The sequence below is a fragment of the Ruegeria sp. CDSA021 genome (assembly GCF_059612325.1).
In genome coordinates this window covers 113,479-137,290 of the sequence record NZ_JBXWQJ010000008.1, presented here as the reverse complement: position 1 = coordinate 137,290, position 23,812 = coordinate 113,479, and the positions used below count along the sequence as shown (strand labels likewise).

Genomic DNA, 23,812 nt, shown 5'->3' with positions numbered 1-23,812 from the left:
ACTCTCTTATGAAGGTCCTGGATCAGCGCCATTTGCGATGAGCCTGCTCAGTCGACAAACCAGAAACGACGGCCCCAATGGCAAATGCCACCAGAATTTCGGGTGTAATCAGCAGTTTGCCATACTCGATACCGATCTTGAAAATGGCCATGACCGCTTCAAATGGGCCACCGTATCTGTTGCGCATGGCTAGACGGAACATCTCGTAACACCCTTGAACAAACAGCGCCCAAAAGACCAACGAAGCAACGCCAGTCAGACCGTTATTGATCCCCGACGCCCAGCCACGCCCGGCACGCTTACCCATGATTTTCCAACCGCAAATTGCCCCGAGCCCCATGTTGACGAAAGTGAAGTAGCCATAGTCCTTACCCTCTTCACCGTTTTCGATGATCATGCCGGAAACGATAAAGGCCAGCACAATAAGGCAAAAAGCGGCAACAAGACGCGAGGCAGTCGGCATGTAACGTTCCGTTGGTTAGTTCGGTTTTGTTATGGTGATCTGTGTCACATCACAATTGCTTGTGTCAAAGGCCGCACCACATGCGGTCAAATAATAATTCCACATGCGGCGAAAACGCTCATCAAAGCCCATGTCGGCGATCTGGTCCCATTTGGCGTTGAACGTCTCGTACCAGCGGCGCAGCGTCAGGTCATAACTTTTGCCAAACTCTTTCGATTTCACGACGCTCAACCCGGCCTGGTGGATTTGCTGCCTCAAGACCGTTGGTGACGGCAACATCCCACCCGGAAAGATATATTTTTGAATGAAATCTACACTGTTTTTATAGTAATCCCATCGATGATCACCGACGGTGATGATCTGCAAGGTCGCTTGCGCACCGGGCTTTAACCTCTCGCGCACCGTTTCGAAATAGACTGGCCAGTATCGCTCGCCTACAGCCTCAAACATCTCGATCGAAGCGATACCGTCATACACGCCGCGCTCGTCGCGGTAGTCCTGAAGCTTGAATTCAACGTGATCCGTTAACCCTGCTTTTTCAATGCGTTCCTTGGCGTATTTAAACTGCTCTTGGCTGATTGTCAGACATGTCACGCGCAGGCCGCGTTCCTTAGCAGCGTATTCCGCAAACCCGCCCCAGCCGCAGCCGATCTCAAGAATGTGGTCGCCCGGCTTGGCCCCCATCTCATCCACAAGGCTTGCGTATTTCGCAGTCTGCGCCTTTTCCAGACTTTCCTGCCCAGATTCGAAAATCGCGCTGGAATACGTCATCGTATCATCCAGCCAAAGGCCATAAAATTCATTTCCCAGATCATAGTGATACGAGATATTTTTCTTCGCCTGTGCCCGGTTGTTGCGGTGCAGCCAGAACCGAAGTCGTTCATAAGCTTGCACAAGCAACTTGCCGGTGAACCCGTCATACACAGTCTCGGACCCTAGATGCACGAGGTCCATGAACGAACGCAGGTCGGGCGTGCTCCAGTGGCCATCCAGATAGGCATCGGAAAAGCCCAATTCACCCTCTCGGATCAGGCGCGCAAAAACATCGCCATCATGGATATTGATTTGAGCAACCGGCCCCGGCTTGGACCCTTCGGCACGGAATGTGCGCCCATCGGGCAAAGTGATATCAAGACGCCCGTACTCCATTTGGGTCAGCATCTTGAAGACTTGCGCAAAATACCTGGGCAGGTCTTTCTGCCCTTCAGTTGTCGTCAGGATCATCCGCTCTCCCCTTTGCGGTGTGGGATTAAGGCTAGGCCGCGATTTTGTTTCTGGCAAGTTTTCAGTTCCTTAGTGGGATTTTCGGCTTTCATATGCGCTCAGGGCTCGGGTTCGACCCTCGGGCAATGCAACTATGGGCATGGGATAGATTGCGTCCGGTCTCAGGTGCCAGCACCGAGGGACCGCATCGAAATAAGAAAGGGCTGTGTCGCTGGGGTTTCTCTGACCCTCGGCCACCCATCGCCTTTGATATGCACCGTTCGGATCAAACTTTTCGGCCTGGGTTTGAGGGTTAAAGATCCGAAAGAACGGTGCCGCGTCCGGGCCGGATCCCGCCACCCATTGCCACCCCATCGCGTTGCAGGCCGGGTCCCAGTCGATCAGGCAGTCCTCGAACCACTGCATTCCGATTTTCCAGTGTGTCATCAGATGTTTGGTCAGATAGCTGGACACAATCATCCGCGCCCGGTTGTGCATCCGGCCTGTCACATACATCTGGCGCAACCCGGCATCGACCACCGGGATACCGGTTCTGGCCTGTGTCCAGGCAACAACGTCGGGATGGTCGGGGTCCGTATTCCACGGAAAGCTATCCCATTCCGGCTTCCAATTGTCAGAGACCAGACGTGGCGTGTGATACATCAGATGATAGGCAAACTCACGCCATACGAGTTGACGCAGAAAAGCCTCGGTGCTTGATGCCCCCAACAAAGCAGCCTGATGAACCCGATGCCAAACCGTGCGCGGGCCTATCTCGCCCAGCGACAAGTATTCGGACAGGTTCGACGTTCCGTCATGATCCAGCCGGTCGCGATGGTTGGAATACTGCGAAATGCGGTCCAGAAACGCGTCCAGATGATCGTGGGCGGCTTGCTCGCCAGGTTGAACATAGGGGCGCAGGACAGCCGCGCCTCTGTTCAGTGCACGTCCCAATTGCCACGCGCGCAGGTCCTCTGTACCCGGCCATGAAGCGGGTGATGGCAATCGTTTCACCGCCGCAACAGGAGCGGGAACGTCCCGCCCCTGAACGGCCCGCCACATCGGAGTGTAGACGCGAAATGGTTGACCAGCTTTGGTGGCGACTTCCCACGGCTCAAAGAGCAAATGCCCGGCAAAGGACTTCGCTTCAACAGCTTGCTCGTTCAGAGCGGTCTTGATTTCCGTATCGCGTGCGATCGAGACCGGATCATAGGATCGCGACCAGTAGACTGCGTTTGCACCCGTCTCAGCGACCAGCTGTTGCAATTGAACCAGCGCATCCCCGCTTCGCAGGACCAAAAAGCTGCCCAACCGAGCCAAGGTTTCGGACAGCGCTTCCAATCCCAGCCCCAAACGCCATTTTGGTGCCGCCCCCAGCCGTTCCACAAGTTCATCGCGAATGAACACTGGTACAACCGGGCGGCCACTCTCTGCCGCTGCTGCCAATGCTGGATGGTCCGACAGGCGTAAATCCCGTCGGAACCACATTATGATCGGAGTGTGCTCGTCTTCCATTTCCGCCCCGAGGTTTTCTTCGTTTTACGAAGGCTCGGGGATAATGGATCACAAAACGCGTTCAAGTGCGTCCAAAAGCTGATCAATTTCCTGTTGCGACGTGTAATGTGTGAAGCTGACCCGCAACACACCCTGCGTCGGATCGACACCCATGGCCTGCAACGGACGCACGGCGTAAAAGTCGCTCCCGCTTGCCATGACACCATACTTGGCCAGCTCTGCGGCGACGGGTTCGGCAGGGCGGTTTAAAGACAGGGCAACCGTGGGCGCACGTCTGGTGGCATCTGACGGTCCAATCAGACGCACGGCGTTGCGATCCTTGACCGCATCCAATACGGGCTGCAGCAAAGACACTTCTTGCGTACGCATCAGATCATGCACAAACGCACCTTGCGAGACCGCATCAGCCTCTGGCCCACCGTGATGGGCACAAAGCTGTTCAAAGTAATCCACCATGCCTGCGCAGGCAGCAATCTGCGCGTGATCCGGACCAGCCGGGGTAAAGCGCTTGTACAGCACGTCACCATTGAAATAATGCGCCTGATTGGGCAGCAACTCTCCCAATGCGCGGCGAATGACCATGCAGCCTTGATGTGGGCCATAGGTTTTATAGGCCGAAAACAAATAGATATCCGGCCCCAGATCGCCAACATTCGGGAAACCATGGGGGGCATAGGACACGCCGTCTACACATACAAATGCACCTGCCGCGTGGGCGATGGCTGTAATTTCCGTCACCGGATTGATCTCACCAACTACGTTTGAACAATGCGGGAAACAGACCAGACGCACCTTTTCGTCCAGAATGTTCTCGAGATCCTGTAGGTTCAGAGAACCACTTTCGGGATCGATCTGCCATTCCCGTATTTCAATCCCTGCCTCGGCCAAGCGGCGCCACGGGCCGGAATTGGCCTCATGATCCTGATTGGTCACGACAATGGCTTCGCCGGGCGTCATCCATTGCCGGAACGCCTGCGCCAGAACATAGGTGTTTTGCGTGGTCGAAGGACCAAAACTCAGCTCATCGGTGTCGACCCCCAGGAGTGCAGCCATGCGCGCACGCGCCTCGTCCATTTCCGCGCCACCCAGACGGCTGGCCTCGTACGGGGCATAGGGCTGAACCTTGCGCTGGGTGTAGAACCGCGTCAGTCGGTCGATCACCGGTTTGCACGTATAAGACCCACCCGCGTTTTCAAAAAACGCCTGACCTTGCAAGCTTGGTTCGCAAAAGGCCGGGAATTGTGCCCGAACGAAATCTGTATCCAGAGAACTCATGCCTCATGTCTCCTTTGTTTTGCAGTCAGATCAATGAGATGCCCGCACATGTTTCCGGACCTCTCAGAAATCATGGCAGGTCTTCCAGCCCAACCTTTGATTGTGCCGAAAGACGACAAACCACAGGGCAGCTCTTTGGTCAAAAAAAGAGCACCGACACTTAGACAGGCACGTCCATGACCGTCAAGTCACGGCAAAAAGAAAACCCCGACGAAAAGCCGGGGTTTTGTAGGGTCGTTAACGTCTGCTTTAGCCCTGAACTTTGGTGTAGGTCCCCTCACCTGCCAGAATCCCACGGAAACCGCCTGGCTCATCCAGCCCGAAGACGATCAGAGGCAGATTGTTATCCCGCGCCAGCGCAATGGCCGAGGCATCCATCACGCGCAGTCGCTTGGCCAATACGTCGTCGTACGTGACGGTGTCATAGCGCACAGCGTCTGCGTGTTCTTTTGGGTCCTTGTCGTAAACGCCATCAACACCATTCTTGCCCATGAAGATTGCCTCGCACGCCATTTCATTGGCGCGCAGGGTGGCTGCGGTGTCGGTGGTAAAATAAGGGTTTCCGGTTCCGGCCGCAAAAATACAAACCCGTTTTTTCTCAAGATGTCGTACGGCTCGACGACGGATATACGGCTCGCACACCTCATCCATACGAATGGCCGAGATCACACGGGTGAAAACCCCGTTCTCTTCCAGTGCCGATTGCATTCCCAGCGCGTTCATCACAGTGGCCAACATGCCCATGTAATCCGCCGTGGTCCGCTCCATGCCCTGAGCCGAGCCGCTCAGGCCCCGGAAAATGTTGCCGCCTCCGATGACCATGCAGATCTCAACACCCAGATCGTGAACCGATTTCACCTCTTGCGCGATGCGCTGAACGGTTGGTGGGTGCAGGCCGAATCCCTGATCCCCCATCAAAGCCTCGCCCGAGATTTTTAACATGACCCTGTTATACTTGGCTTTTGGGGTTTCTGTGGTTTCTGACGAAGGGGAAAGGGTCATGTTGCGCTCCGGGCTGGCACGGGGTTAATTTCCGGCGCAAAATGAAGCAAAAGCTCCGCAGGTTCAATGCGGTTGGTAAGGATCGAGGCAACCGCATATGGCACAGCAATCAACAGAGCAGTTTTTTCGACAGTTACCCAATATCCCCGACCACAAACCGGTTCTGATTGCAGGGCCGACCGCATCGGGAAAATCAGCTCTGGCGCTAGAGATCGCCGAACGGTTCGGCGGAGTGATCGTCAACGCGGACGCCAGCCAGATTTATGATTGCTGGCGGATCATTTCAGCCCGACCATCCGCTGAGGAGGAAGCCCGCGCACCGCATCTTCTTTATGGTCACATCGCATATGATCAGGAGTATTCGGCTGGTCACTGGCTGCGCGAGGTGGTTCCCTTGCTGACCGGCGATCAGCGCCCGATCATCGTGGGCGGCACCGGTTTGTATTTTACGGCGCTGACCGAAGGCATGGCACAGATTCCCGCCACACCACAGGGCATACGCGCCGAGGCAGACCTTCTGTCACATCAAGAGCTTATGGCCGGGGTCGACAATGAAACGCTGGCGGGGCTGGACACAAACAACCGGGCTCGTGTGCAGCGTGCTTGGGAAGTGCAACGCGCCACAGGGCGCAGCCTTTTGTCTTGGCAGGCAGACACTCCACCGCCGGTTCTGGACCTGAGTGACACAGTGCCGATTGTGTTTGACGTTGACAAGACGTGGCTTTTGGACCGGATTGAACGCAGGTTTGACCAGATGCTGGATAGGGGCGCCATCGAGGAAGTGCAGGCCATGCAAAATCGCTTTGACCTCACCTTACCCGCCTGCAAGGCCATCGGTGTACCGGAGCTTATGGCCTATCTGAACGGCTCCATGACTTTGGACCAAGCGCGCGAGCGAGCGACGATTTCGACACGACAATTTGCGAAACGCCAGCGCACTTGGTTTCGGGCGCGAATGAAAACATGGAATCACGTTGATTTCTCAAGATGATACCCCAAATTTTCGAAACGATCCGGGTGAGACGGTAAACAAGTCTTAGATACTTAACAAAACTTAATGAAACTCTGTGGTTTGCCTTAACAAAAGAAGAAAAGAATTGGGGATCTCAGCACCTCTCTGGGCCGCTTGATGAAGGTCAACCCACGCCCTCAACTTCGCGAGAATGTCGTTTTTGTACTTCGAATGACGATTTCGAACATTGACCTAGGCCAAAATCTGGTGCCGAATAACGACATGGGGATGTACAGAGTCCAAAAACCAAAAACCTTCACTCTGGCGACCGTGAAAAACCGGGCCGCGTAGAGCCATAAATCAATCAACAAAATCAATGTCACAGGGAGACATCCATGACGAATAACGTATCCACCGAAGACAAGGTGCACTGGGCGGCCGAGATGCACGCTCAGGAATACCGCGACGGCAAGCTGAGCCGGCGGGAATTCATGACGCGCGCGACCGGTCTTGGGGTTACAGCTGCCGTGGCTTACAGCATGATCGGCTTGCCGACACCTGCAGTGGCCCAGGCGGCAAAGCAAGAAGGCGGCACGCTGCGTGTGCAGCAGGAAGTGCGCGCCCTCAAAGACCCCAGAACCTATGACTGGTCGCAGATCGCGAACGTAACGCGCGGCACGCTGGAATATCTGGTCGAGTACAACTCGGACGGTTCATTCCGCGGCATGCTGTTGGAAGGCTGGGAAGTCAACGACGACGCGACTGTCTACACTCTGAATGTCCGTCCGGGCGTCAAGTGGAACAATGGCGATGACTTCACGGCCGACGACGTTGCCCGCAACATCGCACGCTGGTGTGACAAAACCTCGGAAACCAACTCGATGGCGGGACGCTTTGCGACGCTGATCGACGCAGATTCGGGTCAGGCAGGCGAAGGTGTCATCGAAGTAGTTGACGCAACCACGGTCAAGCTGAACCTGCCCAAGCCTGATATTACGCTTATCCCGGGCATGGCCGACTATCCCGGCGCGATTGTTCACAGCTCGTTCAGCGAGACTGATCTGCTGAACAACGTGGGTACAGGCCCTTATCTGATGGATGAACTTGAGGTTGGCGTAAAAGCCGTTTTGGTTCGCAACCCGGATCACACCTGGTGGGGTGATGAAGTGTACGGCCGCCCTGCCCTGGATCGTATCGAGTATATCGACTACGGCACGGATCCGTCCGCCTGGCTGGCAGCGCTGGAATCTGATGAAGTCGACATGCTTTATGAATCGGTGGGTGAATTCATCGACGTGATGGATGGTCTTGGCTATGCGAAGTCCGAAGTTGTGACTGCCGCAACCATCGTTATTCGTCCGAACCAGCTGGCCGAATTCGACGGTCAGAAGCCTTATGCAGACAAGCGTGTCCGTCAGGCAATTCAGATGGCAGTCGACAACGCCGTTTGTCTGGAACTGGGCTATGGCGGTCGTGGCGCCCCTGCGGAAAACCACCATGTGGCTCCGCTGCACCCGGAATATGCAGAGCTGCCCCCGCAAAAGGTCGACCCCGCAGCTGCCAAGGCGCTGATGGACGAGGCCGGGTTCGGTGATTTCGAACACGAGATCATCTCGATCGACGATGACTGGCGCCGCAACACCACCGACGCGGTGGCTGCGCAGCTGCGCGATGCCGGAATCAAGGTCAAGCGGACGGTTCTGCCGGGCAACACCTTCTGGAACGACTGGGCGAAATATCCGTTCAGCTCGACCAACTGGAACCCACGCCCGCTGGGTGTTCAGATCTGGGCGCTTGCCTATCGTTCGGGTGAAGCCTGGAATGAGTTCGGCTATGCAAGCCCCGAGTTTGACGCCATTCTGGAAGAGGCGCTTGCCATTGCTGACGCGGACGGGCGTCGCGAAGTCATGGCACGTGGCGAAGCACTGCTGCAGGAAGATGGGGTCACTATTCAGCCCTATTGGCGTTCGCTCTATCGTCACATGAAAGAGGGTCTTGTCGGCACCGACATGCACGTGACCTTCGAACACCACCACTACAAGTGGGGCTGGGCTGCCTAAGCTCTGTCAAAGACCCACAAGGGGCGCCTGATACGGGCGCCCCTTTCCAGCCGCAGACTTGCCGACGCGGGGTCGGACGTCCGAGGCCAGAAAATGGTCCAAAGATCTGCGGAATACCTGAACAACAGGGGCCAACATGGGACTATTCATCCTACGACGGTTCGGAGTCATGCTGCTTACAGCATTATGTCTGACATTCGTCGTCTTTTTCCTGACCAATCTATACCCGAACCTTGAAAAGCTTGCGAAAACGCAGGGCAACCAGCGGATGTCAGACGAGCAAGTCGAAGCCTGGTTGGACAATCGCGGTTATCTTCAGCCAACACTTGTAAAATACGGCCAATGGCTGGGCGTGATGCCCGGCTTCCAGAAAACACTGGACGATGGCCAGTTTGTGGGTACGTGTACAAGACCCGGTTCAACGGCAGAGGACACGGCGAGATACTGCGGTGTTCTTCAGGGCGATTGGGGATACTCGACCGTATTCAAGGACGAAGTCGGAACCATTGTTAGCAAGCGACTGGGCAACACGGGCTACCTGATGTTTTGGGTTCTGGTCCTGATGGTGCCATCCGCGCTGATCGTTGGTGTTCTGGCCGGGATGCGCGAGGGATCGGCACTGGATCGGTCTCTGTCCACATTCTCGATCATCACGACGGCAACACCGGAATACGTGTCCGGCGTTATCTTCATCGCCATTTTCACCTCATCCACTGTTGGATTGAAGTGGTTCAAAGGAACCGCGACGCAAGCGATGGAGAACCCGACATTCGAGAACTTCTTCCTGCCGGTTCTGACCATTGCGCTTTATGGTATGGGCTATATTGCCCGCATGACCCGCGCCTCGATGACCGAGGTGATGACGGCGCAGTACATCCGAACCGCACGCCTGAAGGGTGTGTCATTCCCGAACATCGTCATGAAGCACGCGCTACGCAACGCACTGATCGCGCCGTTTACCGTCATCATGCTGCAGTTCCCATGGCTGCTGAATGGCGTGGTGATCGTTGAAACCCTGTTCAACTACAAGGGTTTCGGCTGGGCGCTTGTACAGGCGGCGGGTAACAACGACATCCAGCTTCTGCTGGCGATCTCGGTCGTGTCGGTCTTTGTGGTTCTGATAACGCAGCTGATCTCGGATATCGGCTATGTTTACCTCAACCCACGCATCCGCATTTCATAAGAGGAGGGTGAGATTATGGAACCACTTACTTGGACCGGCTCTATTGCCTTCCTGAACCCATTGCTGATGATCGCACTGGCGGTGCTGATCCTGTCGATCTTGATCTGGACCATTGCCAGTATCTTCCTGCCCGAAGAGCAGATTGTCGTGAATTCGGATGGATCCGTCAGTTCGAGCGGCGGAGTCCGCGGCCTGATCCAACTTGTGCTGAACTACAGTTTCCTGGCCAGTGTTGGATTGGCTGTGGCCTATCTGGTGCTGGGCGTCCTGATGGGAACCAGCGCCGGCATTGTTGGGGCAATTTCCCAACAGTTCATGCCGGTATGGGTCGCGCTGATCATCATGTTCGCCATGTCCATCGCCTTTAAGCGGCGGTTGGGACTATACGGCAAACTGTATGACAGCCCCATTGGCATGATCGGTTTTGGCCTTGTGATGTTTTGGGTCTTCACCGGTATCTTCGGCGCGCTTGATCTGATCGTTACCCATGACCCACTTGTACAGATCTCTGGCATGAAGAACAAAGTGCCCGGAACACCTTTGCCGAACCTGGAGGACGGACAATACGCCTGGTACCTTCTGGGCGGAGACAACCTGGCTCGTGACGTCTTTAGCCGGATGATCAAGGGGGCCTGGGTCGTGGTGCAGATCGCCCCATTGGCGACGATGTTCGCCTTCATGGTCGGCATCACCTTGGGCTTGCCTGCCGGATACTACGGAGGTCGTCTGGACACATTCCTGTCGTTCCTCGCGAACCTGATCCTCGCCTTCCCTGTGATCTTGCTGTTCTATCTGCTGGTGACACCGGAAATCGTGGCGACCGGAGTACCCAACTATATGGCGGCGGTGCTGTTCGTGTTCCCGATTCTGTTCATCGGAGTGCTGCTGAATTCGCGCTATTACACACGCCCGAATTTCCGCACACCGCTGCTGATCGGTGTTCTGGGCGTGGCGATTTGGCTGTATTTGTCGCTGATCTCGACCGGTGGTTACGTCATCAATACCGACGCCTACCGGATCTGGGGCCTGCCAACATATCTGGATCTGTTCGATATCCCCGGCGGCATTCTGGTGGTCTTCGTCTCGGTGGTCTTCGTGAACTCGCCCACGGTTTTCCGTATTGTGCGCGGGCTGGCATTGGACATCAAAACACGCGACTACGTGGCTGCGGCCCAGACCCGTGGCGAGGGTCCCTGGTACATCATGCTGTGGGAAATCCTGCCCAATGCCCGTGGTCCGCTGATCGTCGATTTCTGTCTGCGCATTGGTTACACAACCATCCTGCTGGGAACCTTGGGTTTCTTCGGGCTGGGCCTTCCACCTGAAAGCCCGGATTGGGGTTCGACGATCAACGAGGGGCGCAAGCTTCTGTCGATCTACCTGCACCCTGCCCTTCCGCCTGCCTTTGCACTGTTGTCGCTGGTTCTTGGTCTGAACCTGCTGGCGGACGGTCTTCGCGAAGAAAGCCTGAAGGACTGACGTGATCGAGGCCGGGGGCTCTGCCCCCGGACCCCCGGGATATTTTCAGCCAGATGAAGGGGATCCCCGCATTTGGTGAGGAGTGAACAAGATGAGCAAAATGGCGGATTATGACGGGCCAATTCTGGAGATCGACAAGCTGTCGATTTCGTTTTTCACCCGTCTGCGCGAAATTCCTGCCGTGATGGATTTCTCGGTCAGCGTACAGCCCGGCGAGGCGGTGGGGCTGGTTGGTGAATCCGGCTGCGGTAAATCAACCGTGGCGCTGGGCGTCATGCAAGACCTTGGCAAGAACGGTCGCGTCGTAGGCGGAACGATCAAGTTCAAGGGCCGCGATCTGGCGGAAATGTCGACCGAAGAACTACGTGACATTCGTGGAAACGAAATCGCGATGATCTATCAGGAGCCGATGGCATCGCTGAACCCGGCGATGAAGATCGGCAAGCAACTGATGGAAGTGCCGATGATCCACGAAGGTGTCAGCACGGAAGAAGCATATTCGCGGGCTTTGGAAGTTGTGACAGACGTTCGCCTGCCGGACCCCGAGCGAATGCTGAATTCCTTTCCGCATCAGCTTTCTGGTGGTCAGCAGCAGCGGATCGTGATTGCGATGGCGCTGATGTCGAAGCCGGCGTTGCTGATCCTGGATGAGCCAACAACAGCTTTGGACGTGACTGTTGAAGCTGCTGTGGTCGAACTGGTCAAGGATCTGGGCAAGAAATACGGCACTTCGATGCTGTTTATCTCGCACAATCTGGGTCTGGTCCTGGAAACCTGTGACCGGCTTTGTGTCATGTATTCCGGTGAGGCGGTCGAGCGTGGCTCGATCAAGGATGTGTTCGACGAGATGCAGCACCCCTATACGCAGGCGCTGTTCCGTTCGATCCCGCTGCCGGGGGCTGACAAGAACTCGCGTCCGCTGGTGGCGATCCCGGGGAATTTCCCCCTGCCCCATGAGCGGCCACCGGGCTGCAACTTTGGCCCGCGCTGCGATTATTTTGAAGAAGGTCGCTGCGACGCGAAAGACATCTTGATGGAGGCCGTGCCTGGGAATGACCGGCACCATACGCGCTGTCTGAAGTTTCAGGAGATCGACTGGAACGCGCCCATTACGTTGGCGGATCAGAAGGACAAGGGCGAGATCGGCCGCGTTGTTCTGAAGATGGACAACCTCAAGAAATATTATGAGGTTGCCGCGAACGCGCTGTTCGGTGGCGGCGAGAAGAAAGTTGTAAAGGCCAATGAGACGCTGAGCTTTGAGGCCCATGAGTCCGAGACGCTGGCCATCGTGGGTGAATCCGGCTGCGGCAAGTCCACCTTTGCCAAAGTTCTAATGGGGCTCGAAACTGCGACGGACGGGCAAATCCTGCTGGACAACCGCAATATCGAGCAGGTGCCCATTGAAGAACGGGATGCCAAGACGGTTGGCGAAGTTCAGATGGTGTTCCAGAACCCGTTTGACACGCTGAACCCGTCGATGACAGTCGGGCGTCAGATCATCCGTGCGCTTGAAATCTTCGGCGTCGGAAACTCTGAGGCGGAACGCAAGAAGCGGATGCTGGAACTGCTGGATCTGGTAAAACTGCCGCGCGCCTTTGCGGAACGGATGCCTCGCCAGCTGTCCGGTGGTCAGAAACAACGTGTGGGTATTGCCCGCGCCTTTGCCGGTGATGCGCGCATCGTTGTCGCAGATGAGCCGGTCTCGGCCTTGGATGTGTCGGTGCAGGCGGCCGTTACCGACCTGCTGATGGAGATTCAGCGTGAGCACAAAACGACGCTGCTGTTCATCAGTCACGACCTGTCCATCGTGCGCTACCTCAGCGACCGGGTCATGGTGATGTATCTGGGTCACGTGGTCGAACTGGGCACCACGGATCAGGTCTTTGCCCCGCCCTATCACCCCTATACCGAAGCCCTGCTGAGCGCCGTGCCCATTGCGGATACCTCGGTCGAGAAGCAACATATCGTTCTGGATGGCGATATCCCTTCGGCCATGAGCCCGCCGCCGGGCTGCCCGTTCCAGACCCGCTGCCGCTGGAAATCCGAAGTGCCGGATGGGCGTTGCGAGACGCATGTTCCGCCGGTGCAGACCCTTGCGGACGGTCATCAGGTGAAATGTCACCTGGCCGAAGACATTCTGGCGCGGATGGAGCCGGTGATCAAAGTCGCGGCGGAATAACCGCCAGATCAGACACAGAAAGGGCCGGTCACAGGCCGGCCCTTTCTTTTTTCGCCGCATTTTAGGGCGAGACAGGCGACGCTTGGGAGTAAGAATGTGAGTGCTGGCTCCCGTATTGTTCTCAGCCGGTCATGACGTTGTTGCCGAAATGCATGAACTCCTGGTTCATTCCGGAAATCTCTCCGGCTTCAAGTTGAAGACTGGCGCTGTCGAGCATCTTGTAGCTCTGTTGTCCCTTTACCCATTCATCTGCGGATTGCAGCGTGGTCAGCGTGTAAGACGTGACCTCGTTCAGGTAATGTGTGGGAATGATGACCTTGGGCTTCAGTTTGGCCACGATATCGTTGCCCTGGTCATAACTGAGGATATGTTCCGAACCATCCACCGGAAGGGTGAGGACATCGACCTGTCCGATCTCATCCCAGAACTCCTGTGGCGGGTTGTGGCGGTTGTCGCCCCAGATCAGCGTGCGGATTCCGCCGGTTTCAACCAGATAGACCACCATATCCATGTGGCCCACATTGTTCGGCGGGCAGGCTTCCACCCCGAACTCGGCGAGCGCGTTTGTCCAATCATACCAGCCCGGTGCAACACAGGCATGTTTGTCGGCAAACCCGGTGATCTTGAGATCGGCAAACTCAAAATTACCGACCATCCGGTCCAGAACCATCGTCGAGCTTGGGCGCTCAATTGCATCGTGATCAAAATGCGCATGCGTCGACAGGGTGATATCCACCGGGATCTGAGGGAATTCGTTGCGGAACCACAGACCCCACGCACCCGACGGATCATCGCGCCACGGGTCGAACAACACGGTTGCTCCGTTGGGGGATGTGATCTTGATGGCACAATGACCGTAGTAGTCGATGCCAACGGCCCCGGTGCTGGCCTGCCCGGTCGACGCCTGCAGGTCGATCACATGGTTGTTGTTCCCCGGCTGCAACCAGGCCTGAGACTGCGCCTCAGCCGGTTTCACACCCAGCACAGAAGCTGTCGCACCAACACCGGCAGCCCCTGCTGCCATGAAGAACGACCGACGAGACAACCCCGGAGCCAAATGATCCTTATCCCCCTTCAGGATGGTCGGTTTCAGATCTTTGCGATCCATTTAGTGTACCTCTCTGTTGGACGTGTGCGGTTTGCCCGCACCTCGTCACAGAGAGTAACAAGCCAAGCCATGTTGGCTCAGACCGGAAAATTAGGGGTGTAATATGGGGGCAATCCCCATATTCGGGCATCACGAAATCGAGAGTAAATGACTGCGCAGGTTCTGGTCGCGCCCTTCAAGACCCAGTTTTCGGCGGATATTGTTGCGATGAAAATCGATTGTCGAGGTCTCTCGCGACAGGGCCTTGGCGATGTCTTTGGTTGTCTTTCCAAACATGACCATCTGCGCGATTTCGATCTCTGTCGGGGTCATAACCGCAAATGCATCGGTCAGTTTGTCCGACAGGGAAGACGTGATCTCGTTCAGGTTTTTCTCAGCCAGTTCGAGGTAAACACTCTGCGACTCATCACCTGCAAACTGTGCTCGAACCTTATCCAGATATGGCAGCACCCGGCTACGCACCTGTTCGACAATTTCCGCGTCACGGCTCTTGCGATCATCTTCCAGACTGGACAGCAGCACGCGCAGCGCTGTGTTGGTTTCCCGCAATTCCCGCGTGCGATCCGAGACACGCGTTTCGAGCTGCGCCAGTGTTTCATTCAGTTTTTCTTCCAAAGCGCGGCGCAGATAAACCTCTTGCAACAAAGCCAAATCCGACTCGACCATGCGCGCAAACTGCGTCAGCCCTTCGCGAAACAGCAAAGCCCGACGGTTTTGCTTGCGATCCAGAACGCAGATTGTTCCGAACACCGATCCATCAGGCCATTTCAAAGGCAGACCGATGTAAAACGTCATCTCGTGTTCCAGATCGTCATTATCGGACCAGACCGGATCACAGGCGGCATCCTCGACCACCAGCTCTCCATCCCGCTGCAGAACACCCTGACAATAGAGCTTGGGATTCAGCTGGAAAGTCAATCCGACCGGATAGGGATTTTCGGGATGATCCGAGGTGATCAGAACCGCATGGTCAGGCGCATCGGTTTTCATGATCAGGCTTGCGGGCACATCTGCCAACTCGGCGACCAGATCTACTAGCTGCTGCCAGTTGGCCAGTGTTTCTTTGGGAATTTGAGGGTGGTCGACAGGCATGATGGGCCTCACCAGTTTCTAGGTGGTACCCTTTCAGGTTAGTTGGACAAGTCGCATGGAATCAAGAATTGGACGCTCTGCGTCGCAGCATCCGGGCTTACCCGCCCCAGATGACCTTCACGTAGTTCTGGGTTTCCTTGTAGGGCGGAATGCCACCATGCTTTTCGACCGCTTTGGGACCTGCATTGTAAGCGGCCAGCGCCAGCGGCCACGATTTGAACTTGCGATACTGCCAGGACAAATATCTGGCCCCGCCTTCCAGGTTTTGCTTGGGATCATGCGGATTAACTCCCAGCAGTTCGGCCGTCTGAGGCATCAGCTGCGCCAATCCCAGTGCGCCTTTGTGAGATTTCGCCTGCGGGTTCCATCCGCTTTCCTGCTGCACAAGCCGCAGGAACAAATCTTCAGGGATATTGTGAAGCTGGGCCGCCTGCTTTGCCAAGTCCAAATATTGGCCACGATACTTCCCGGTATATCGCTTGCTGGTTTGCGCGCGGGATGCCTTGGGCTTCAGTCGTGCGGAATCGCGATACTGCGTTGCTGCGCGCGAATCCAGTACCTTGGATTGCTTCAGAAAAATATCCTTACGGCTTTTGGTGGACAAAGTTTGCGCCTGCGCAGGCGCGACAGCCAGCACAAGGCAGACAACAGAAAACCCAGCAACCCAAGAACGCATCAATGCCTATCCTGCTCGATAAGAAACCAATCGGAGTATAGGTATTCCCGCAAAAAATGAAAGCTTGGTAAAGACTACAGTAAGACTCTTGTTCAACAGTGTTGTATCAACTGTTTTCAACCACGATGCAGGCCGTATAGGGTCACGCAAACTCATTGCGCCAGATTCGGCGCATTTACGTCAGAACAGAACGAGGAATAACATGGCGGGTTCAGTCAACAAGGTCATTCTGGTCGGAAATCTGGGTCGTGATCCTGAAGTGCGGACATTCCAGAATGGCGGCAAGGTCTGCAATCTGCGCATTGCCACGTCAGAGAACTGGAAAGATCGCAACACGGGTGAACGCCGCGAACGCACGGAATGGCACTCGATCGCCATCTTCAACGAAGGTCTGGTCCGAGTAGCAGAGCAATACCTGCGCAAAGGGTCGAAGGTCTATCTCGAAGGGCAATTACAGACCCGCAAGTGGCAAGATCAGTCAGGTCAGGACCGCTATTCCACCGAAGTTGTATTGCAGGGCTTTGGCTCTACCCTTGTGATGCTGGATGCGCGCGGTGAAGGCGGTGGCGGCAGCGGCGGTGGTTATGGCGGTGGCCAGGCCGGTGGCGGCGGATACGGAGACCCTTACGGCGGTCCGTCCAGCTCTCCGGCGCCGGCATCGGGCGGAATCGACGACGACGAGATTCCGTTCTAATCAATACGGAGACATGACATGACATGGTCCTTCTCTCTCGGCCGGTTACTCGGGTCCGAACTGAGGGTCCATGTCACCTTCTTTCTGTTGTTGGCCTGGGTCGGCTTTGCAGCCTATTCCGCAGGTGGTCTGCCAGCCGCCATCGACAACCTTATTTTTGTTCTGGCGCTGTTTGCCTGCGTCGTTGCGCATGAATTTGGCCATGCTCTCATGGCTCGGCGCTATGGCATCAAAACCCCTGACATAACTCTGCTGCCCATCGGCGGGCTGGCCCGGCTGGAACGCATGCCGGAAAAACCGATGCAGGAGGTTTACGTCGCGCTTGCGGGTCCTGCGGTGAACATCGTCATCTGGATCGTACTCGTTGTCCTTGGCGCTGGGACGCCCTTTGAAACCTTTGCTCAGATCGACTCGCCTGGAACCGGGTTATTGGACAGGCTGGCCTATATCAACTTGCTGCTGGCCGCGTTCAATATGATCCCCGCCTTTCCCATGGATGGGGGACGGGTGTTCCGTGCCCTTCTGTGCCTGCGCATGGACAGGGTCAAAGCCACCCGAGTGGCGGCGATAGGCGGCCAGATCGTCGCCGTCGGGCTTGGTTTCCTTGGGCTCAGTTCGGCAAACCCCATTCTTGTCCTGATCGCGGTGTTTGTGTTCATTGCCGCCAACGCAGAAAGCCAGGATGTTGCATTGCGGTCCGCCGCCCGCCGCGTATTGGCCCGGGATGCGATGATCACCGAATTTCACGCTCTGTCCCCCAACGACACGCTGAGCACTGCAGCGCAAGCCGTCATTCATACGACACAGCACGAGTTTCCGGTTCTGGCCTCTGATCGTGCCCTTCTGGGTTTTGTGACCCGAAATCGCTTGTTCGCAGCTCTGGCCAACGATCAGCCCAGATCAACCGCTGCGCTTTCGGTGATGGATGCTGATATCCCGTCGGTCTCGCTGACCACCGGTCTTGAGGAGGTGTTGGAACACCTGCACAAAGGCGCACCAGCCATCGCGGTTACCACCCATGGCGGGCGCATGGTAGGCTATATCACCCGCGAAAACATCGGCGAACTGATGGTGATACAGGGCCGCTAGGGCCCCGGATCACGCCACTGCCAAAGCGTCTGACAAGACCGACAGAACCGCATCCTTTGGCACATCAGAGGTCACAAAAGCCTGACCGATGCCGCGCGCGAGAATGAACCGCAACTGCCCATCCACGACCTTCTTGTCCTGCCCCATAAGATCCACCAGCGCTTGGGCACTTGGAAGATCCCCCGGAATATCAGCAAGATCAATCTTCATCCCCATGGCCCGCAGATGCGCCCGCACCCGGCTTGGGTCTTCTTGTGAACACAACCCGAGACGCGAGGACAGTTCAAACGCAAGCGCACAGCCGATGGCGACGCCTTCACCATGCAGCAATCGGTCAGAATAACCCGTCGCCGCCTCAAGCGCGTGGCAGAACGTGTGCCCCAGATTCAACAAGGCACGATCGCCTTGTTCGGTTTCATCCCGCGCCACGATATCGGCTTTCATCTGCACAGAACGCGTGACAGCCCGCACGCGCGCCGCCATCTCTCCGGCGGACACGTTTGGTCCGTTTTCCTCAAGCCACTCAAAGAAATCCGCGTCGCCCAGTAGACCGTATTTCACGACCTCGCCATAGCCCGACAGAAAATCCCTCTGGGTCATAGTCCCAAGAACTGACGTGTCAGCCAGTACCAGCGAGGGTTGATGGAACGCCCCAATCAGGTTCTTGCCCTGAGGCGCATTGATCCCTGTTTTTCCCCCGACCGAGCTGTCGACCTGCGCCAGAAGCGATGTGGGGATCTGCACAAACCGGACCCCGCGGCGCAGAACAGCCGCAGCAAAACCTGCAAGGTCGCCAATGACCCCACCACCCAACGCCACGACCACATCCCGACGTTCGACTTTCTCTGCCAGCAGCCATTCAACCGCGCGTTCGAAATGTGGCCAGCTTTTGGTGGCTTCGCCGGCGGGCAACGCCAGCGCTGTCATCTCGACCCCTGCAGCGTTGAGCCCTGCGCGAAGTGCGTCCAGATGCAGGTCAGCCACGTTTTCATCGGTCAGGACGGCCACCTTGGGGCGCGACAACAGCGGGGAAATCCACTCACCCGCCCGCGCCAGAAGATCCGGCCCGATCTCAACATCATACGAACGGTCGCCCAGATCCACGTGTACTGTTTGATGCATTACTTCTGTTCCAAAACATCGGGGCGCGCCAGCAAAGCGACGACCACCCGGTCCACCATATTCTCGATCGAGGTATCGCCATCGGACTCGACCGTCAAATCCGCCTCGGCGTAAACCGGCACGCGCGCCTCGTAGAGGGCCTTTAACGTTGCATAAGGATCAGCGGTTCGAAGCAACGGGCGCGTATCCTTGCGGCGCACCCGGTTCCACAACACGTTCAGGTCAGCCCGAAGCCATACCGAGGCCCCCTGCTGGCTGATCGTTCGGCGGTTGTTCGGTTGCAGAAACGCCCCGCCACCGGTTGACAAGATACCATTCTTCTCTTCCAGCAAGCGTTCGATAACCTGCGCTTCCTTCACGCGAAAGAAAGGTTCGCCATCACGTTTGAAGATTTCCGGGATGGTCATGTTGGCGGCTGATTCGATCTCGGCATCGCTGTCCAGAAACGGAACGCCAAGGCGCGCCGCCAGGGCGCGGCCCACAGCGGTCTTACCAGCGCCCATCATCCCCACCAGAACCACGGTTTTGTGCAGTTCAAACCTGCCCTGTGCGTCCGAAATGTGGGTGTTATGCTTAATTTCGCTCATTTCAACGTGAATGACGTGATCTTAGGAAAAATGCCAGTTATAACTTGGCCAAAATCAAAAATTGAGGCAGCGTAAAGCCATGGGCCGTCTAATCAAGTTTCTGATATATGTTCTTTGCCTTGGGTTCATTGGGCTGGTGGCTTATGCCTATGTGGGTCCTTTCTTTGGCGCGGATTTTTCAGCACCCCAAAGTGAAATCCGCGAACCGGTCGTGCTGGATGTCGACTAAACAGGCGCTTTTTGTCGTCTTTCTAGCAGGGTCGGCACAGGCGCAGGCCCCTTTGTCGGCCATCGATTGGCTGTCGAATCCGCCTGAAAACCTACCCGGAACCGTTCTGCTGGAGCCACCTGTGGCTCAAAACGGTGCCTTGCCGGACATCGAGGTGACTTCGCTTGAGGCGTTGTCACAGCCGCTGGGTCTTGTGTCGTCCACCGTCACGGGCCTGCCGATCGACCTTTGGCAAAGCAGTGATCCCAGCCGTCTGGCAGAACTGATTTCCAAGATACCCGTTCGTGACAATCCCGCCATGCAGCGTTTGCTGTTCACGTTGCTCTTGTCAGAATCCCGCGCCCCGTCCGGGCCAGATGCGCAGGAGGTTCTGCTATTGGCCCGCCTGGATCGACTGATGCAGCTGGGCGCAGCAGACCCTGTACAATCACTCGTGCAATTGGCCGGTCCAACTGACACGCAAGAGCGTTTTCAACGCTGGTTCGACGCGACACTGTTGACCGGGGACGAAGATCGAAGTTGCACTGCCCTGATTGCACAACCTCATCTGTCGCAGAACTATGCAGCGCAGATATTCTGCAAAGCGCGTCGCGGGGATTGGGCGTCTGCGGCGCTGACACTTGAAGCCGCGCACGCGCTGGAACTTCTGTCGCCCGAAGACCTTGCAGTACTGGACCGTTTTCTGAGCCCCGAGCTTTATGAAGGTGCAGCCTATCTGCCGCAGCCTGAAGACCCCGACCCGCTGAGTTTCCGGCTATTCGAAGCCATCGGGGAACGCCTGCCGTCCGCCCCTCTGCCGCGCGCCTTTGCCAACGCAGATTTGCGGGACGTCGCGGGTTGGAAGGCCCAGATCGAAGCTGCCGAACGGTTGACACGGATCGGTGCATTGACGCCAAATCAGCTCTTGGGCCTTTACACCGAACGTGATCCTGCCGCATCCGGCGCGGTCTGGGACCGTGTCTCGGCCATCCAACGATTTGAAAGCGCACTGAACACGGGCAATGCCGAGGCCATCGGAAAGACACTGCCCATTGTCTGGCAACAGATGCGTAGCGTGGGCCTTGAAGTTCCCTTTGCGGAACTCTTCGTAGAACGCCTGTCGCAAGTTACCTTGCCCGTGACCGCCACTGAAATCCTGCGCTGGCGCATCCTCATGTTGTCCGAGATGTATGAACGTGCAGCCCTTGTTACGCCCGACAACTCGACCGACACATTGTTCCTTGCAGCGCTTGCGCAAGGCGATCCCGGACGGGCTGTATCCCCCTCACCCCGGGCAGATGCCATCGCGCAAGGATTTGAATGGTCGGCGCCTGTGCCCAGCGACATCGACGCGCTGTTGGCCAACGGTCAGCTGGGCGAGGCCATTTTGGAAGCGATGCAAATGTTTGCCCATGGAGCACGCGGCAATCTGGTCGATCTGACCGGCGCTATCGCAACCTTCCGAAAGGTGGGGTTGGAGGACACGGCCCGCCGCGCCGCCCTAACGCTTTTGATCCTGCAAGAGCGGTGATCATGGGCGGTCCGGCAACCAACGAACTCTGGATTTCGACTTTTCTGCAAGCGCAGGCGGCAGAGCTTGGAGCAGCGACAAACACGTTGCTGGCTTATGGGCGTGATCTGAAAGACCTTGCCGCGTGGATGGACCACAGGGCCACGGGATTTGAACACGCCGAACGCGATCAGATTGAAGCCTATCTGATCGATTGCGATGCGCAGGGCTTGTCCCGCTCCACCCGTGCACGACGCTTGTCGGCCATCAAGCAACTCTATCGATTTGCCTTCGAAGAAGGCTGGCGCGACGTGAACCCCGCCATTCAGATCAAAGGTCCGGGGCGACAGAAACGTCTTCCCAAGACGTTGGATGTCCCCGAGGTGGATCGCTTGCTTGAAGCCGCCCGGCAAACCGGGCGCACCAAAGCGGATCGGTTGCGCAACACCTGCATGATGGAGCTTCTTTACGCCACCGGAATGCGCGTGACCGAGCTTGTATCCCTACCCGTTTCCTCGGCGCGTGGCGATCCGCGTATGCTGCTGGTACTGGGCAAAGGTGGCAAGGAACGAATGGTGCCCCTGTCTCCACCCGCGCGCGAGGCATTGGCAGCTTGGCTGACCGTGCGGGATGAAGCCGAGGATCAGACCGTAGAGAAAGGCGGCCAACGTTCGCGCTTTCTGTTCCCGTCGCGCGGAAAATCGGGCCACCTGACGCGGCACAGGTTCTTTCTGCTGGTCAAGGAACTGGCCGTGCAAGGCGGTGTTTCGCCTGAAAAAGTCACGCCGCACACATTACGCCATGCCTTTGCCACGCATCTTCTGGCGAACGGCGCTGATCTGCGTTCGATCCAAACCTTGTTGGGTCATGCTGACATCGCCACGACCGAGATCTACACCCATGTTCTGGATGAACGCCTTGCGGAACTGGTGTTGCAGCATCACCCGCTGAGCAAGTACGCCAAGAAAGACGAGGGCTAAGCCCTTGATCCGGTGGGACCGTATCCCCATAACGGATGCAGAACTCTAAATCTCAAGGACCAATGGAACCCTCACCCTCTCTGATCGACAGCGCATTCTGGTTTACCTCTGGCGCGATCCTATTTTTGCTTGTCTTGTCCGGCTTCTTCTCGGGCTCGGAAACGGCGCTTACGGCCTCTTCGCGTGGAAAGCTCAGGGCGCAAGCCGACAAAGGATCACGCGGGGCAAAAAAGGCGCTTGAGATCACCGATGATAATGAACGTCTGATCGGATCGGTTCTTCTGGGCAACAACCTGGTCAACATCCTGGCGGCCTCGCTGGCGACTGCGTTGTTCACGCGCTTGTTCGGCGAAAGCGGCGTAGCCCTGGCGACGCTGGTCATGACCTTGCTGGTGTTGATCTTTGCCGAAGTGTTGCCCAAGACCTATGCGATTACCAATTCTGAAAAGGCTGCAGCTGCGGTAGCGCCAATCATCAGCGTGATTGTGACGGTGTTTTCCCCCATCGTGGCCGCGGTGCGTCTGCTGGTGCGCGGTGTCCTACGCCTCTTTGGCGTGCGGATCGACCCCGACAGCAACATCTTGGCCGTGCGCGAAGAAATCGCCGGAGCCCTGCAGCTTGGCCATTCCGAAGGTGTGGTCGAAAAAGAAGATCGTGATCGCATCTTGGGTGCACTGGATCTGGGTGAACGGACGGTGGAAGAAATCATGTTGCACCGCTCGAACATCGAGATGATCGACGCCAACGCCGCCGCCGAAGCAATCCTGAAGCAGTGTCTGCAAAGTCCGCACACGCGACTGCCTGTTTTTCGCGATGAGCCGGAAAACATCGTCGGGGTGGTTCACGCCAAAGACCTGTTTCGCGCCATGTATGCGCAAGCCGGCGGTCGAGGCGGCACCGACCGTCTGGCCAGCTTTGACATCGGCAAGGTAGCCAATGACCCCTATTTTGTGCCCGAAACCACCACTCTGGACGACCAGATGCGGGAATTCCTGCGAATGCACAGCCATTTTGCACTTGTGGTCGACGAATACGGTTCGCTGCGCGGCCTGATTACCCTGGAAGACATTCTGGAAGAGATCGTGGGCGAAATCGCCGATGAATTTGACATCGACGAAGAGGTGCCCGTCACCAGGACCGAAGATGGTCAGTACCTTGTCGAAGGCGCAATGACCATCCGCGACGCAAACCGGGCGCTGGATTGGTCACTGCCGGATGAAGAGGCCAACACCCTTGCCGGTCTGGTCATACACGAGGCGCAAATGATCCCGATCGTGGGTCAGGTGTTTTCCTTCCACGGCTTCCGGTTCGAGGTAACGGCCCGCGATGGGAATCGCATCACAGGCCTGAAAGTTCGGCCGCTTTAAACCGGACCAGATAGCAAAAACGACACCTTCTGTCGCGTAATTGACAGCACCTGGCATCTTTGCTTTGC

At 56.8% G+C, this 23,812-nt stretch carries 21 protein-coding genes; 11 read left to right on the top strand and 10 right to left on the bottom strand.

What is annotated here, in order from left to right; genetic code table 11:
• Positions 1 to 22: 22 nt before the first annotated feature.
• The 5 genes from AC2FLD_RS12750 to pyrH all read right to left on the bottom strand — a co-directional run bounded on the left by AC2FLD_RS12750 (position 23) and on the right by pyrH (position 5,458).
• The gene (locus AC2FLD_RS12750) at positions 23 to 463 is read right to left on the bottom strand and encodes a TrgA family protein (RefSeq protein WP_496672492.1); all 441 of its coding nucleotides are present in this window, start codon (positions 461 to 463) and stop codon (positions 23 to 25) included.
• A gap of 15 nt (positions 464 to 478) precedes the next feature.
• The gene (locus AC2FLD_RS12745; protein ID WP_496672495.1) at positions 479 to 1,687 is read right to left on the bottom strand and encodes a class I SAM-dependent methyltransferase; all 1,209 of its coding nucleotides are present in this window, start codon (positions 1,685 to 1,687) and stop codon (positions 479 to 481) included.
• 69 nt (positions 1,688 to 1,756) lie between these two features.
• On the bottom strand, positions 1,757 to 3,181 hold the full coding sequence (locus AC2FLD_RS12740; RefSeq protein WP_496672498.1) for a cryptochrome/photolyase family protein: 1,425 nt from the start codon (positions 3,179 to 3,181) through the stop codon (positions 1,757 to 1,759).
• Positions 3,182 to 3,229: 48 nt separating this feature from the next.
• Complete coding sequence (locus AC2FLD_RS12735) at positions 3,230 to 4,456, bottom strand: aminotransferase class V-fold PLP-dependent enzyme (RefSeq protein WP_496672501.1); 1,227 nt, start codon at positions 4,454 to 4,456, stop codon at positions 3,230 to 3,232.
• 249 nt (positions 4,457 to 4,705) lie between these two features.
• Positions 4,706 to 5,458, bottom strand: coding sequence for a UMP kinase (gene pyrH / locus AC2FLD_RS12730; protein ID WP_050603549.1), 753 nt, complete (start codon positions 5,456 to 5,458; stop codon positions 4,706 to 4,708).
• 97 nt (positions 5,459 to 5,555) lie between these two features.
• Between pyrH and miaA the strand changes: the two genes are divergently transcribed.
• The 5 genes from miaA to AC2FLD_RS12705 all read left to right on the top strand — a co-directional run bounded on the left by miaA (position 5,556) and on the right by AC2FLD_RS12705 (position 13,311).
• Positions 5,556 to 6,449 (top strand): tRNA (adenosine(37)-N6)-dimethylallyltransferase MiaA, encoded by an 894-nt coding sequence (gene miaA, locus AC2FLD_RS12725; RefSeq protein ID WP_496672504.1) that lies wholly within the window; start codon positions 5,556 to 5,558, stop codon positions 6,447 to 6,449.
• Positions 6,450 to 6,805: 356 nt separating this feature from the next.
• Positions 6,806 to 8,470, top strand: a complete 1,665-nt coding sequence (locus tag AC2FLD_RS12720) for an ABC transporter substrate-binding protein (RefSeq protein ID WP_496672507.1) — start codon at positions 6,806 to 6,808, stop codon at positions 8,468 to 8,470.
• Positions 8,471 to 8,606: 136 nt separating this feature from the next.
• On the top strand, positions 8,607 to 9,653 hold the full coding sequence (locus AC2FLD_RS12715; protein ID WP_496672510.1) for an ABC transporter permease: 1,047 nt from the start codon (positions 8,607 to 8,609) through the stop codon (positions 9,651 to 9,653).
• A 15-nt stretch (positions 9,654 to 9,668) separates the two neighbouring features.
• A complete protein-coding gene (locus AC2FLD_RS12710; protein WP_496672513.1) occupies positions 9,669 to 11,132 on the top strand; it encodes an ABC transporter permease in 1,464 nt (487 codons plus the stop codon).
• A 91-nt stretch (positions 11,133 to 11,223) separates the two neighbouring features.
• Positions 11,224 to 13,311 carry a dipeptide ABC transporter ATP-binding protein gene (locus AC2FLD_RS12705; RefSeq protein ID WP_050603554.1) on the top strand — a complete coding sequence of 696 codons (2,088 nt, stop codon included), beginning with the start codon at positions 11,224 to 11,226 and terminating at the stop codon, positions 13,309 to 13,311.
• A gap of 121 nt (positions 13,312 to 13,432) precedes the next feature.
• Here AC2FLD_RS12705 and AC2FLD_RS12700 read toward each other — a convergent pair whose 3' ends face one another.
• The 3 genes from AC2FLD_RS12700 to AC2FLD_RS12690 all read right to left on the bottom strand — a co-directional run bounded on the left by AC2FLD_RS12700 (position 13,433) and on the right by AC2FLD_RS12690 (position 16,187).
• Entirely contained in the window at positions 13,433 to 14,419 is a 987-nt protein-coding gene (locus AC2FLD_RS12700; protein WP_496672516.1) for an MBL fold metallo-hydrolase, read from the bottom strand.
• A gap of 129 nt (positions 14,420 to 14,548) precedes the next feature.
• The gene (locus AC2FLD_RS12695; protein WP_496672519.1) at positions 14,549 to 15,511 is read right to left on the bottom strand and encodes a LuxR C-terminal-related transcriptional regulator; all 963 of its coding nucleotides are present in this window, start codon (positions 15,509 to 15,511) and stop codon (positions 14,549 to 14,551) included.
• 97 nt (positions 15,512 to 15,608) lie between these two features.
• Positions 15,609 to 16,187, bottom strand: a complete 579-nt coding sequence (locus AC2FLD_RS12690) for a lytic transglycosylase domain-containing protein (RefSeq protein WP_050603557.1) — start codon at positions 16,185 to 16,187, stop codon at positions 15,609 to 15,611.
• A gap of 202 nt (positions 16,188 to 16,389) precedes the next feature.
• On the opposite strand from AC2FLD_RS12690, the gene ssb reads away from it, so the two are divergent.
• On the top strand, positions 16,390 to 16,881 hold the full coding sequence (ssb, locus tag AC2FLD_RS12685; RefSeq protein ID WP_496672522.1) for a single-stranded DNA-binding protein: 492 nt from the start codon (positions 16,390 to 16,392) through the stop codon (positions 16,879 to 16,881).
• A gap of 18 nt (positions 16,882 to 16,899) precedes the next feature.
• Complete coding sequence (locus AC2FLD_RS12680; RefSeq protein WP_496672525.1) at positions 16,900 to 17,970, top strand: site-2 protease family protein; 1,071 nt, start codon at positions 16,900 to 16,902, stop codon at positions 17,968 to 17,970.
• A 9-nt stretch (positions 17,971 to 17,979) separates the two neighbouring features.
• Here the strand turns inward: AC2FLD_RS12680 and aroB are convergent, their stop codons facing one another.
• Positions 17,980 to 19,092 (bottom strand): 3-dehydroquinate synthase, encoded by a 1,113-nt coding sequence (gene aroB, locus AC2FLD_RS12675; RefSeq protein WP_496672528.1) that lies wholly within the window; start codon positions 19,090 to 19,092, stop codon positions 17,980 to 17,982.
• Positions 19,092 to 19,679: a shikimate kinase gene (locus tag AC2FLD_RS12670; RefSeq protein ID WP_496672531.1), complete on the bottom strand. Its 588-nt coding sequence runs from the start codon at positions 19,677 to 19,679 to the stop codon at positions 19,092 to 19,094. Before AC2FLD_RS12670 ends, aroB begins: the two co-directional genes overlap by 1 nt.
• 79 nt (positions 19,680 to 19,758) lie before the next feature.
• On the opposite strand from AC2FLD_RS12670, the gene AC2FLD_RS12665 reads away from it, so the two are divergent.
• From AC2FLD_RS12665 to AC2FLD_RS12650, 4 genes are all read left to right on the top strand, one after another.
• A complete protein-coding gene (locus AC2FLD_RS12665) occupies positions 19,759 to 19,908 on the top strand; it encodes a hypothetical protein (RefSeq protein WP_172677872.1) in 150 nt (49 codons plus the stop codon).
• A complete protein-coding gene (locus AC2FLD_RS12660; RefSeq protein WP_496672533.1) occupies positions 19,898 to 21,418 on the top strand; it encodes a hypothetical protein in 1,521 nt (506 codons plus the stop codon). Before AC2FLD_RS12665 ends, AC2FLD_RS12660 begins: the two co-directional genes overlap by 11 nt.
• Before the next feature lie 2 nt (positions 21,419 to 21,420).
• Entirely contained in the window at positions 21,421 to 22,377 is a 957-nt protein-coding gene (locus tag AC2FLD_RS12655; protein WP_496672536.1) for a site-specific tyrosine recombinase XerD, read from the top strand.
• 62 nt (positions 22,378 to 22,439) lie between these two features.
• Positions 22,440 to 23,744, top strand: coding sequence for an HlyC/CorC family transporter (locus AC2FLD_RS12650; RefSeq protein WP_496672539.1), 1,305 nt, complete (start codon positions 22,440 to 22,442; stop codon positions 23,742 to 23,744).
• The last annotated feature ends 68 nt before the right edge of the window (positions 23,745 to 23,812 follow it).